Origin of the sequence: Micromonospora sp. WMMD980, assembly GCF_029626035.1 — a bacterium.
GTDB lineage: Bacteria > Actinomycetota > Actinomycetes > Mycobacteriales > Micromonosporaceae > Micromonospora.
In genome coordinates, this window is sequence record NZ_JARUBE010000003.1 from 4,827,755 (window position 1) to 4,839,668 (window position 11,914).

At 72.4% G+C, this 11,914-nt stretch carries 12 protein-coding genes; 3 read left to right on the forward strand and 9 right to left on the reverse strand.

Annotation, left to right across the window (positions count from 1 at the left end; all coding sequences use genetic code 11):
* Positions 1-47: 47 nt before the first annotated feature.
* Positions 48-515, reverse strand: a complete 468-nt coding sequence (locus O7618_RS22700; RefSeq protein ID WP_278108140.1) for a DUF4442 domain-containing protein — start codon at positions 513-515, stop codon at positions 48-50.
* A gap of 82 nt (positions 516-597) precedes the next feature.
* Between O7618_RS22700 and O7618_RS22705 the strand changes: the two genes are divergently transcribed.
* Positions 598-1,119, forward strand: coding sequence for a hypothetical protein (locus O7618_RS22705; RefSeq protein WP_278108141.1), 522 nt, complete (start codon positions 598-600; stop codon positions 1,117-1,119).
* An 18-nt stretch (positions 1,120-1,137) separates the two neighbouring features.
* Here O7618_RS22705 and O7618_RS22710 read toward each other — a convergent pair whose 3' ends face one another.
* Positions 1,138-1,986, reverse strand: a complete 849-nt coding sequence (locus O7618_RS22710) for an AAA family ATPase (protein WP_278108142.1) — start codon at positions 1,984-1,986, stop codon at positions 1,138-1,140.
* 190 nt (positions 1,987-2,176) lie between these two features.
* On the opposite strand from O7618_RS22710, the gene O7618_RS22715 reads away from it, so the two are divergent.
* The gene (locus O7618_RS22715) at positions 2,177-2,878 is read left to right on the forward strand and encodes a hypothetical protein (RefSeq protein ID WP_278108143.1); all 702 of its coding nucleotides are present in this window, start codon (positions 2,177-2,179) and stop codon (positions 2,876-2,878) included.
* A gap of 176 nt (positions 2,879-3,054) precedes the next feature.
* Here O7618_RS22715 and O7618_RS22720 read toward each other — a convergent pair whose 3' ends face one another.
* Positions 3,055-3,243, reverse strand: a complete 189-nt coding sequence (locus tag O7618_RS22720) for a DUF397 domain-containing protein (RefSeq protein ID WP_278108144.1) — start codon at positions 3,241-3,243, stop codon at positions 3,055-3,057.
* On the reverse strand, positions 3,234-4,034 hold the full coding sequence (locus tag O7618_RS22725; protein WP_278108145.1) for a helix-turn-helix transcriptional regulator: 801 nt from the start codon (positions 4,032-4,034) through the stop codon (positions 3,234-3,236). Before O7618_RS22725 ends, O7618_RS22720 begins: the two co-directional genes overlap by 10 nt.
* A gap of 155 nt (positions 4,035-4,189) precedes the next feature.
* Here O7618_RS22725 and O7618_RS22730 point away from each other — a divergent pair, with 155 nt between their 5' ends.
* Positions 4,190-4,525 (forward strand): hypothetical protein, encoded by a 336-nt coding sequence (locus O7618_RS22730; protein WP_278108146.1) that lies wholly within the window; start codon positions 4,190-4,192, stop codon positions 4,523-4,525.
* 47 nt (positions 4,526-4,572) lie between these two features.
* Here O7618_RS22730 and O7618_RS22735 read toward each other — a convergent pair whose 3' ends face one another.
* The 5 genes from O7618_RS22735 to O7618_RS22755 form a co-directional block, all read right to left on the reverse strand.
* Positions 4,573-5,895, reverse strand: a complete 1,323-nt coding sequence (locus tag O7618_RS22735) for an ABC transporter ATP-binding protein (protein ID WP_278108147.1) — start codon at positions 5,893-5,895, stop codon at positions 4,573-4,575.
* Positions 5,896-6,051: 156 nt separating this feature from the next.
* Positions 6,052-8,235 carry a bifunctional glycosyltransferase family 2 protein/CDP-glycerol:glycerophosphate glycerophosphotransferase gene (locus O7618_RS22740; RefSeq protein WP_278108148.1) on the reverse strand — a complete coding sequence of 728 codons (2,184 nt, stop codon included), beginning with the start codon at positions 8,233-8,235 and terminating at the stop codon, positions 6,052-6,054.
* Between the two features lie 16 nt (positions 8,236-8,251).
* Positions 8,252-10,168, reverse strand: a complete 1,917-nt coding sequence (locus tag O7618_RS22745; protein WP_278110116.1) for a DUF5941 domain-containing protein — start codon at positions 10,166-10,168, stop codon at positions 8,252-8,254.
* 113 nt (positions 10,169-10,281) lie between these two features.
* The gene (locus tag O7618_RS22750; RefSeq protein ID WP_181571425.1) at positions 10,282-11,025 is read right to left on the reverse strand and encodes an ABC transporter ATP-binding protein; all 744 of its coding nucleotides are present in this window, start codon (positions 11,023-11,025) and stop codon (positions 10,282-10,284) included.
* The gene (locus tag O7618_RS22755) at positions 11,026-11,853 is read right to left on the reverse strand and encodes an ABC transporter permease (RefSeq protein ID WP_278108149.1); all 828 of its coding nucleotides are present in this window, start codon (positions 11,851-11,853) and stop codon (positions 11,026-11,028) included.
* Between the last annotated feature and the right edge of the window lie 61 nt (positions 11,854-11,914).

An 11,914-nucleotide genomic window follows, 5' to 3' on the forward strand; every position in this document is an offset into this window, starting at 1 on the left:
TGCCTGAATCTATCCAGGCGGGTCACCGGGCAAACCCGATTCGGATGTCAGCGGTTCGGGCGCAGCGTCCAGGTGACGGTGAGTGTCGAGGTGACGACGCCGTCCTCGGTGCCGATCTCCACCTCGACGCCGAACTCGGGCCGCTGCCCGGCGTCCAGCTCGGCCAGCACGTCGGCCGGCGGACGGCCGAGCCGCGCGGTGGCCAGCACCGGCCCCATCGCCACCTTGCGGTAGCCGATGGTCGCGGTCACGGCCAGCGGTACGGCCCGGTCGAGCACCTGCCCGAACGCGGCGAGCACCACCGCGCCGGAGGCGGTCTCGCCGAGCGTGAACATGGCGCCGGCGTGCGGGCCGCCGACGTGGTTGTGGTGCGCCGGGTCGTCGGGGAGCCGGACCACGGCCCGGACGCCGCCGGCGGCCTCGGGCGCGACCTCGAGGATCTCGATGCCGAGGGTACGGGCGAACGGCACCGCTTCGAGGAGACCGGCCGCCACCTGCCGAGAGTCGATGGACATGCCCGAACGCTACTCGCCGGTAACTTCCTGGGCAAGCGGCCGGGCGTTTCGCCGGCCCTCGCCTCCGGGTAGCGGACGGCCCATGAACCGCAATCTCGTCACCGGTCTGCGGGTTGCGTGGGAGTCGCCGGAGTTCCGCGACGGGCTGCGACACCTCATCGACCTCGACGAGATAACGGTGCTTCTGGCCACGCTGGCCGACCCGGATCACGAGCGCGAGGTCGAGCGCAGCCTGCTGGGCCTGCTGCGGTCCGGCCTGGACACGGTGGAGATCCGGGAAGCCGTGTTGCTGCTGCTGGAGCGGGACGCGGTCCGCCGGCCACTCGTCGCGGCGGCGGTGGAGCCACTCGCGGACCGCCCGGGCCGGGCCGCCGCGATCACCTCGGCGACCGAGGACCCGGAGGTACGCCGTGAGGTGCGGAGGACGCTCGACAGCGCCGACGTGCGCGAGTTGATCTGGCGGGCGGTCGACGACCAGTTGAGCGAGAACCGGTTCGGCCTGATCCGTCGCGCGGCGGTGCTGTTCGTGCGGCATCCGAGCGCCCGGCGTCTCGCCTGGGCGCTGCGCCGGCACGGCGTGCTCCGCGAGCTACGCCGGACGTGATCCCGACACACGTCTGCGTCAGTGGCCGCGCACGAGGAGCCGGGCCCGGGACTGGGGCCAGGTCGTCCGGAGATAGAAGTCCTCGGCGGCACGCCACCGCGTGATCCACTCTTCGCTGTGCTCGCCACGCGCCCGCATCCGGCGCAGGCAGATCTCACGCGGCGTGTCGACATAGACGGTGAGGTGGTAGTAAGGGCTCAGCTCCGGCCGGGCGGAGTAGACGCCCTCCACGATGACCGGGGCTCCTGGGGTGACCTCCGTCCAGCCGGCGAGTCGCCCGGTGTTCCAGTCGTAGCTCTGGTAGCGCGCCGTCCGATCGGCGCGCAGCGGCACCAGGACCTGGTCGCGGAGCCGCTGCCAGTCGAAGTGCCGCTGGTAGCCCTGCTGCGGGTCGAGTTGGGCACGTTCGTGGTCGGGCATGGGTCGACAGAAGTCGTCGCCGTGGACGATCGTCGCGCCGTCGAGCAGTTCCGCGACGGTCTCCGCCAGCGTCGTCTTGCCCGATGCGCTCGGGCCGTCGACGGCGATGACTGTCGTCCGGTCGGCACCGATGACGACCTGTACGGCTTCGGCGACGTCCTGCGCGCGTTCGAGGGTGTCCACGAGCTGCTGGTGTGATCGCCGGACATCATCACGGGCGGGGCTGCTGAGCACGATCGCCTTGGCCTCACCGAGATCGCCCGCGCGGGCGCCCAGCAGTTCCCGCGTGATCAGGATCGCGTCGAAGACGCCGACGTCCCGGTCCCGCAGTAGCCGCTGGACGACCTCCCTGCCGTCGTCCTGGTCCCACAGCGGCAGGCATTCCCGGACCAGTGCGGTGAGCCGCGCGGCCCGCTCCGGATCGACACCAGGAGTCGGGTCGAACATCGGAACTCCTCGGGGGAACCGGTCACCACAGGTGGGACATCACGGCCGCCGCGCTGGCGGCCGGGCGGCCACCGGTACCCGCCCGGGCGAGCCGACGACCCGGAAGAACGCGCTCGGACGATGATAGATGCTCCTCAGCAGGTCACCGAGCCGGCGGGGTGAACCCACAAGGCACTTAGAATCGACGTCCATGCCGGACAGGATGTGGTCGCTTGCCGAGTCTCGCTTCGACGAGGGGATCGAGGCTGCCGAGGTCTACCTCGACAGCGGTTCGGGCCTGGCGCTGACGCCCCGAGACGAGGCGATCGCGTTCGCCCACGAGCGGGGGGCCAATCTCGTCGCCTGGTGGCCGTCCACCGTCGACGCGGAGGTTCCCTCGTGCGTCGTGGCGAAGGTGAGCCTGCCGCTGCGTTGGGAGCGGGCACCGCTCGACGAGCCCGCGGTCGACGAGCGGCTGTGGTTCGACGCCAACTGCGGCGGGCGCGATTTCCTCGTCGGGAACGGCCACACCTTCGTCGGTCGGATGGCCGCGTGGTGTCCCCACACCGGCGTGGGCTACAACGTCTCACGCGCCGGGATGGGGGCGATGTCGGAGGAGGCCCGCTATTTCGTCGCCGGTTTCCTGGCCGGCAGTGAGCCCGGGTGCCCGGAGGTCGACGGCGAGACTGACAAGGTCGACCTGGCCGCCTGGCGGGGCCGCCCTCGCCCGATTCCGCCGTACCGGGTCCTGGTACGGCCGCTGGGGAACCTGCCACGTGTGCGGGTGCGTCCTCCTGCCGGACACCACCGGCGACCGGTGCCACGAGCACCTGAGCACGGGTTGAGCCGACCAGGAGTGGCGGGAGCTGTGGATCATGCGATTCGCCGAGGACGGTCGGTGCAGGCCGGGTGAGGAGCCGCCGTTCTCGCCGGAACAGTCGACCGCCGACGCCGGGTGAGGCCGACACCGCGGCCCGGCCGGGTCATCCCCAGGCGCGGATACGCGCTGGTGCGAAGCGGCGCGCCGGGCGGAAGCCGCCTCGTCCCTCGCTGACCCCGATCATCACAGCGATGACGGCGACACACATGTCAAACCCGCTTGGTGTACGCGACGAACGCCGCCCAACTCGCCGGCGTGAACGCCAGCGCCGGCCCCCGCCGGTCCTTGCTGTCGCGGACCCCGACCACGCCGGGCAGGTTGTCCGCCACCTCGACGCAGTTACCGGAGTTGCCGCTGCTGCGGGTGCTCTTACGCCAGGTCGCGCCGGTCAGCTCCATCGTTTCGCCGCCTCCGAGATCGCCGCCAGGGTCGCCCCGTGCGGCATCGCCTCCGCGCGGACCGACTCCCAGGTCTGCCGCAGCGAGTTTATGTCCACCGTCCGCTCCACGATGGAACCGTGCAACTGGTTATCCAGATAGCCGACGTCATCCCCGTCCGCCGGGGTGGCGAGCACGAACGCGCCGTTGAGCCCCGGATAGGCACCGACCGTTTCCGGCACCAGATGCAGGTGCACCCGAGGCCGCCGCCCCATCTCGACCAGGTGCGCCAACTGCTCGCGCATCACCTTCGGCCCGCCGACCGGACGGGTCAGCACCGAGTGGTCGAGCACCGCCACGAACTGCGGCGGCGCCGGCCGGTCCAGCACCGCCTGCCGGGCGAGTCGGGCACCCACCTGCTGTTCCAGCGCCTCGCCGACGAGCGGGCTCGCGCCCTCGTGCAGTGCGCGGACGTACTCCTCGGTCTGCATCAGGCCGGGGACCACCAATGGCTCGAAGCTTCGCAGCGCGGCTGCCTCCTGCTCGATGCCCACCCACTCGCGGAACCACGGCATCAGCGCCTCCTGCACCAGCGCGTCCCGGATGCGGACCAGCAGGCCGCCGCCGTCGAGCACCTCGTCACAGCGCTCGGTGAACTCGGCGCGCGGCGCGCGGCGGCACTGCTCGACGGCCGCCACCAGCGAGGCCGAATAGCTCACCCGCTCGGCCAGCGCCTCCTGGGTCAGCCCGGCCTCGGTGCGAAGTCGCCGCAGCTCACCGGCGAAGAGTTCCCACAACGGCACACGGATCATCTGCACACCTCTGCACACGGCTGCACACGGAAGTCGGCCGGTCGGACGGCCCGGACGGTGGGGGCGGAACACCTTCCGACCCTAGCCACGCCGTGACGACACTGTCACGCAGTGAAGCCGAATTCGTCCGTTACCCGCCAACGACAGGAGCACCCGTGAGAAGCCAACCGCCGGACGGGCCGGCGGCGAACCGCCCGCGGCCGTACCCCGGTCACGCCGCGCCGCACACGCCGCTGCGTCCGATGTGGTGCTGCCGGGCGTGCGGCCAGCGGTGGCCCTGCCCGAGCGCCCGCCTGCTGCTCCGCGCCGAGTACGAGGACAACCCGGTCAGCCTCTCCATCTACCTGTGCGGGCTGCTCTACGAGGCGACGCGGGACCTCTACCGCCTGAACCCGGCCGGCGCTCCGTCGCCCACCGACATGTTCACCCGCTTCGTCGCCTGGGGGCCGTACCGCCGGCCACCGGTCGCGTCACCGCCCGACGAGCGTTAACAGGGGCCCCCGCCTATGCGGAATGCGTTAACAGGGGGCCCCTCCTTTCATCTCCAGCCGACGTCGATGCGGTCGCCGCGCTCGTCGAAGAAATGCAGCGCGTCCATCCGCACCTGCACCGCCAGCGGGTGCCCGGCCGACACCTGCGGGTAGGGCGCCAGCCGCACCGCCAGCTCGGCCGGGCGGCGGTGGTGCCGGCCCGGGTCGGGCAGCACGCTGGTGCGGTTGCCACCTCCCCCGTTGCCGTTGGACGACGGCGCGGCGGCGGCGTCGGGCGAGCCGGACCGGCCGGTGAGCCGCTGCACCACCTGGCCGAAGCGGCGCAGGCTGCGCTGGCCGGGGGCGGTCCGCTCGACCGGGGTGCCCATCTCGTCGACCACGATCGCGGTGGCGCCGATGTCGAGGAAGGCCAGCGACTCGTGGCCGTGGTGCTCCAGATAGCGGATCCGACCGTGCAGCACGTCACCGGCGGTGTCCGGGGCGACCGGGGTGAGCGCCTCGGCGCGCAGCCCGACCACGATCCGCTCGCCGTGGTAGTGCGCCACCGCGCGGCTGCGGATGTCGTCCCAGGGCAGATAGAGCGCCTGCTCACCGAGGTTCAGCGCGACGTAGCGGTCGAGGTGGACGTAGACCGACGCCTCCAGCAGGTTCATCCGGGGGCTGCCCAGGAACGCGGCGACGTAGAGCGTCGCCGGTCGCCCGTACACCTGGGTGGGGGTGCCCACGTCCTGGAGCACGCCCTTGCGCATGATGGCCACCCGGTCGGCCATGGTGAGCGCCTCGGCCTGGTCGTGGGTGACGTAGATGGTGGTGACGCCCAGCTCCCGGGTGAGCGCGGAGATCTCCGCCCGCAGCTCGGCGCGCAGCCCGCTGTCCAGGTTGGAGAGCGGCTCGTCCATCAGGAACAGGCCGGGCCGGCGGACTATCGCCCGGCCCATGGCCACCCGCTGCCGCTGACCGCCGGAGAGCTGGCTCGGCTTGCGCGCCAGCACGTCCCCGATGCCCAGCGCGCCGGCCACGTCCTGGATCCGCTCGCCGCGCGGCCCGGACTCGATGCCGGAGAGCCGCAGCGGGAAGCCGATGTTGTCGCCGACGGTCATGTGCGGATAGAGCGCGAAATCCTGGAAGACCATGGCGATCTTCCGGTCCCGCGGCGGCAGGTCGTTGGCCAGCTCACCGCCGAGCATGACCGCGCCGGAGGTCGGATCCTCCAGCCCGGCCACCATCCGCAGCACGGTGGATTTGCCGCAGCCCGACGGCCCCAGCAGCACCATGAACTCGCCGTCGTTGACGTCCAGATTTATGGTGTCGACCGCGATGGTTCCGTCCTGGAACACCTTGGTGACATCCTTGAGCGCGACGGTGGTCACCGTCACCTCCCCAGTCGCTTGCCCGAACTCGGGAATGACTGTGACCAGGATCATTGGATTCGCACATCGGGTAAACGTGCCATGTTCGGCTCGTGACAGTCCTATTAAGCGGTATTCGCCGGGCACCACGGTTAAGTGACCAACCAGTAACCCCTTTCAGGGGTTTTCGCCGAGGAACACCCGGCGCACCACCCGCTCGGCGGCGTACCCGTCGTCGAGCGCGCAGAACCGCGCCCGGAACGCGGCGCGCGCCCGACCTGCCGCCTCGCCGGCGACCGCGCCGGAGCGGAACAGGTCCAGCAGCCCCGGGAAGTCGACCGCAACCGCCCCCGGCGGCTCCGCCAGCAGGTCGAAGTAGACGCCCCGCGCCACCCGGTAGGCGTCCCAGTCCGGCGCGTAGACGACGATCGGCCGGTCCAGCACCGCATAGTCGAACATCGCCGACGAATAGTCGGTGACCAGCACGTCCGCGGCCAGGTAGAGATCCTCCACCCGCTCGTACGCGCTGACGTCGAGCACGCCGCCCGCCGCCGGCCCGCGCGGTCGGCGGTCCCGGTCGTGGAAGTAGTGGCTGCGCATCAGCAGCCGCCCGGCCGGGCCCAGCACGTCGCGCATCCGGTCCGGGTCGAACGGGGGTCGCCAGCCGGGCAGGTGCTCCCGGTGGGTCGGCGCGTAGAGCACCACGTACTCGTCGGGCCCGATGCCCAGCGCGGCGCGGACCTGGCGGCCCTCGTCGGCGGTGGCCCGGGCCAGCCGGTCGTTGCGCGGATAGCCGACCTCCAGCGTGACGTGGTCGGCCGGGTACGCCCGCTCCCACATCTGGGTGGAGAAGCTGTTCGAGGTGATGCTGTAGTCCCAGCGGTCCACCCGGCGCAGCAGGCCGGCGAAGTTCATCCCCATCGCGCCCCCCGGGTAGCGCTGCTGGTCCAGCCCCATCACCTTCACCGGCGTGCCGTGGTGGGTCTGCACGTGCACCGAGCCGGGGCGCTTGCGCACGAAGTCCGGGAAGTTCACGTTGTTGACCAGCCAGTGCGCCCGGGCCAGCACCCGGTGGTACTCGCGGGTGCCGGCGACGACGTACTCCACGCCCGGCGGCAGCGTGCCCACCCGGTCGCGGCGGACGATCCAGACGCCGCGCACCTGCGGGGCGAGCCGCCGGGCGGCCTCGTAGATCGCCGCCGGGTTGCAGGAGTAGCCCCGGTACCAGTAGGCCGCGTAGACCGCCAGCGTCGGGTCGATCGGGCGACGCAACTCGGCCCGGTAGTACTCGCGCAACGCGGTGTCCCGGGCCCGCCGGGCGGTCCGGCGCACCACCGGCGCCACCCGCCGCCGGGCCCGGCCGGCCGTCCCCCGCGCGGCGTCGCGCACCTGGTGGACCTCGCGCAACGCGCTGAACGTCCGCCACCGGCCGGCCGCCACCAGCCGGTGCTTCACCCCCTCCGCGCCGGGCGGGACCGGATAGCCGCCGGGCGGCAGGAAGTGGACGTAGTCGGCGTGCATCTGGGCGAAGAACGGCGCCCGCAGCTCCGGCGCGATCCGCTCGCCGTTGCCGAGCACGGTCAGGTAGTGCCAGATCATCCGCTCGAAGACCGCCGGCCGCAGCCCGTCCGCGCCCCACCGGTCCATCAGCCGGAACACCCGGTGCCACTGGGCGAAGACCTCGAAGTGCCGGTCGCCCCGGGTCCGGGTGATCGCCCCGGTGCGGCGCTGCCGGTAGTTGAGGCAGACCCGGTCCAGCACGCCGATCCGGTCGGCCGCCATCAGCGCCGGATAGCTGAACGAGACGTCCTCGTACCAGCCGGGCGCGAAGCGGAGCCCGTGCTCGGCGAGGAACTCCCGGCGGATCAGCCGGTTCCAGGCGGTGTGCAGCAGCTTCAGCGTCTCCGGCCGGTCCCGCAGCGCGAACGTCTCCGGGCCGGGCGGCTCGGGGAACACGTCGCGCATGGCGCTGCGGGTGCCGACGTTGTTCCAGTGCGCCCGCACGTGGTCCACGATCAGCACGTCCGGGCGGGTGTCCCGGAGCCGGTCGGCGACGTGCGGCAGGCAGCCGGACACCAGCCAGTCGTCCCCGTCGACGAACCACACGTACTCGCCGACGGCCCGGTCCAGCCCGATGTTGCGGGCCGGACCGAGCCCGACGTTCTCGGCGAGCCGGACCGGGCGCACCCGGGGGTCGCGGGCCGCGTACTCGGCCAGGATCTCGCCGCTGTCGTCCGGTGAGGCGTCGTCCACCCCGATCACCTCGACGTCGGCGAACGGCTGGTCGAGGATCGAGTCGAGGCATTCCCGCAGGTAGCCCTGCACCCGGTAGGCCGGCACGACGAAACTGATCAGCGTCATCCCGGCCCGCCCTCCGTCAGCCCGGCGAGGTGGCACCCCCACGGGCGCGGGCCGGCAGGACCACCCAGGCGAGGACCACGCTCGCGACGAAAACCACAAAAAGGTACGCTGTCATTGTAGTCAGAGCGAAGCTCACAACTCCGGCAGTTGCCGCTGCTGCCAGCAGCAGCGAGCGCCCCTCCCAGCCCAGCGTGGCGGCGTGCAGCGGCGGGACCGCCTGCCGCTTCTCCAGCCGCGCGGTCAGGTCGTAGTGGTGCAGCGTCAGCACCAGGACGTAGGCGAAGATCAGCCAGGCCGGCGCCCGCCCGGCCACCCCGACCGCGATCGCGAACAGATACTCGGCGGCCCGCAACGCGGCCGGCACCAGCCAGTCCAACGCCCCGGCGTGCGGCGCCCGGGAACCCTGCGCCGCGCCCAGCAGCAGCACCATCGCGACGATCACGCCCCAGCCGGGCAGGTCGCGCCCGTCGTGCACCGCCCACAGCGCCCAGACCAACAGCGCCGCCGCCGCGAACGCGCCCACCAACGCCGTCACCAGCGGCCGGCGGGTCGTCGGCAGCGTCCCGGTCAGCAGGCCGTCGTCGCGGTGCAGGTCGGCATCGACAGTGGTCAGCACCGGCACCCGCATCCAGCGCGCCCGCAGCGTCCGCAACGCCCCGGTGTACGCGAACGCCGACGTGCCCCAGACCAGCACCGCGCAGAGCGCCACCAGCGGCCCGAACAGCGCGGCGGCCACCGCGATCAACGCCCACCGCTCACCGATCGGGAACACCACGGTCCGCTTCAGCCAGTACGACACCGAGCCGGTGTCCGCCTGCACCCGCGTCGACGCGGCGTTCAGCTTGCCGCCCAGCCCGCCCACGTCGCCGGTCACCACCTTCGGCCGGCGCGCGGCCTCGTCGTGCAGCGCGCCGTACCAGGTGTCGGTCATGTGCCGCACGGTCTGCAACGTCATCGCGGCCAGCGCCAGCGCCCACCCGTAGCGGAACCCGGCGTGCGTCGCCCCGAAGCCGAGCCCGGCGTAGACGACGTACTCCTTGAACCGGTCCGCCATCGTGTCCAGCCAGCCGCCCCAGGCGCTGAAGTGCCGGGTGTAGCGGGCCACCTGCCCGTCCACGCAGTCGAGCACGAACCCCAGGTAGAGCAGCACCGCGCCGGCCACCAGCGCGGGCCGGCCACCGACGCCGAACAGCACCGCCGCCGCCACCGCGAACAGCACCGAGAACAGCGTCACCCCGCTCGGGCCCAACCCGATCCGGGCGGCGGCCTTCGCGACGTACGGGGACCAGGTGCTGACGAAGAACGTGGTGAAGAAGTCGTCCCGCTCCTTCACCGACAGCTTCAGCTCGGCCCGGTCCTCGTCGACCGCCGCCACCGCCGCCTCGGCGGCGGCCCGCCCGGCCGCGTCACCGACCCGGTGCGCAACCAGGAGGCGTACCCGATGGGCGAAGATCAGCGACCCCCGGGCGGCGAGTTCGGCCACCAGCCGGTCCACCGCGCCCAGCGGCCCGCCGGTCGCCGGCCCGGTCGCCGCGGCGCCGAACTCCGCCGCCTCGACCGACGCGGTGGCGACCGACGCCGGTCCGGCCGCCGCGCGGGCGGCGTCGACGAGCGCCGGCAGGTCGGCCGCGCCGACCCGCAGCGCGCCGCCGAACACGCCGGTCGCGTCCGCGTCGTCGCCGACCGCGACCACCTGGCCGCGTTCCTCCCGCACCGTCGCCTGCCCGGCGGCCGGCGGATCGGTGAGCACCAGCGCCACCGTCGGCCCCACCGGGCTGGTCGCGAGATGCCGGAGTACGGCCGTGTGCGCCACCAGGTCGACGCCGCCGACCAGCACCGGACCGGTCGCGCCGGCCACCAGGTCGGCCAGCTCGGCCAGGTCGGCGGCGACACGCACGTCGTCCGCCCCGGCCCGACGCCACTGCGCGGCCAGGCGTTCGGTGGGCGGTTCCCCGTCGGGTCGACCCGGAGCCGGCTCGGCCGGCGGGCTCGACGGCTCGGTGAGCCGGCCCGCCGCCGGCCCGGCGGCGAGCACGATCGCGAGCGTCACCGCTGCGCCGCGTCGGCGTAGGCCCGCAGTGCCTCGTCGATCGTCCCGTCGACCGTCAACCGTCCGGCGTCGAGGTAGAGCCCCCGACGACAGAACCGGGTGAGGTCCTTGTCGTTGTGTGACACCAGCACCAGCGTGCGCCCTTCCGCGAGAAGTCGCTCGATGGTCGCATAGCACTTCGCGCGGAACTCCGCGTCCCCGACCGCGGTCACCTCGTCCACCAACAGCACCGGGTGCGGCAGGTGCGCGATCACCGCGAACCCCAGGCGCACCTTCATCCCCGACGAGTAGTGCCGCACCGACGTGTCGATGGCGCGTTCCACCTGCTCGCCGGCGAACGAGACGATCTCGTCGAAGTGCCGGCGCAGGTAGTCGGAGGAGAGCCCGTGCAGCCCGCCGACCAGGTAGAGGTTCTCCCGGCCGGTCAGGTCCCCGGAGAATCCGGCGGACAACTCCAGCAGCGGCGCCACCCGGCCGTGCACCCGGATCGCGCCCTCGTCCGGGATGAGCACGCCGGCGATCAGCCGCAGCAGCGTGCTCTTGCCGGTGCCGTTGCGCCCCACCACCCCCACCGTCTCGCCCGGCTCGATCCGGAACGACAGGTCCCGCAGCGGCCAGAACCGCCCGGCGTCCGGGTCGCGGGCGCCCCGGTGCACGATCAGCTCCCGCAGCCGCAACTGGCGACGCCGGTTCCGGACGAACCGGATGCCCAGCCCGTCCGCCTCGATGATCGGCGCCACTCAGAGTTCCTTCAGCACGGCCGGTTCCAGGCGGCGGAACGCCCACCAGCCGAGCGCCAGCACCAGCAGGCTGCCCACCACGGTGATGGTGAGCAGCCGGGCGTCCGGGAACTCGTCCGGATACCAGACGGAGTGGTGCAGTTGGAAGATCCCGACCAGCGGGTTCAACTCGTAGCCGACTGTGAGCCAGCCCGGCATTCCGGAGTCCCGGACCAGGTTGAACGGGTAGATGATCGGGGTGGCGTAGAACAACAGCCGGATCGCCAGCCGCATGATCCGTTCGATGTCGCGCATCAGCACGTTGCCCGCCGACAGCAGCAGCGCGAGGCCCACCAGCAGCACGAACTGCACGGCCACGGCCAGCGGCAGGGCGAGCAGGCTCCAGCCCGGGTGGATCTTCCCCTGGGCCGCGTAGATCGCCGCGATGGCGGCCAGGATCGGCAGCCCGGCCAGATACTCGGCGAAACGGCCGGCGACCCGGCCGATCGGGAAGATCGGCCGGGGCAGGTTCATCGTGGTGATCAGCCGGGCCTGCCCGGTGAGCGCGCCGGCCGCCTCGGTCAACGCCGAACTGGCCCACATCCAGGCGAAGATCCCGGTGATCAGGAACAGCGGGTACGAGCCGGCCGCCTCGCCCAGATGCCGCCGGGTCGCCCCGGAATAGAGCACCCCGAAGACGAACCAGTAGATCAGGCCCATGCCCAGGGGTTCGATGAGCGACCAGAGGTAGCCCAGCACCGACTGCTGGTACTTCACCGCGAGATCCCGCCGGATGAGGATGCGCAGCGAGGTGCGGGCCGACCAGAGCGCCGCGACGCCGGACGTCACCGCACCATCGTCGCCTTCCTCCCCGCCGGCGCGGCGGTCGTCAGCGGGAGGTCACCCCAAC

What these genes read in the sequence shown, in the direction of transcription:
- O7618_RS22710 (WP_278108142.1), bottom strand. Translation starts at nt 1,986, where the DNA reads ATGTTCGACCCGACTCCTGGTGTCGATCCGGAGCGGGCCGCGCGGCTC.
- O7618_RS22700 (WP_278108140.1), bottom strand. Translation starts at nt 515, where the DNA reads ATGTCCATCGACTCTCGGCAGGTGGCGGCCGGTCTCCTCGAAGCGGTG.
- O7618_RS22725 (WP_278108145.1), bottom strand. Translation starts at nt 4,034, where the DNA reads ATGATCCGTGTGCCGTTGTGGGAACTCTTCGCCGGTGAGCTGCGGCGA.
- O7618_RS22715 (WP_278108143.1), top strand. Translation starts at nt 2,177, where the DNA reads ATGCCGGACAGGATGTGGTCGCTTGCCGAGTCTCGCTTCGACGAGGGG.
- O7618_RS22740 (WP_278108148.1), bottom strand. Translation starts at nt 8,235, where the DNA reads ATGACGCTGATCAGTTTCGTCGTGCCGGCCTACCGGGTGCAGGGCTAC.
- O7618_RS22720 (WP_278108144.1), bottom strand. Translation starts at nt 3,243, where the DNA reads ATGGAGCTGACCGGCGCGACCTGGCGTAAGAGCACCCGCAGCAGCGGC.
- O7618_RS22705 (WP_278108141.1), top strand. Translation starts at nt 598, where the DNA reads ATGAACCGCAATCTCGTCACCGGTCTGCGGGTTGCGTGGGAGTCGCCG.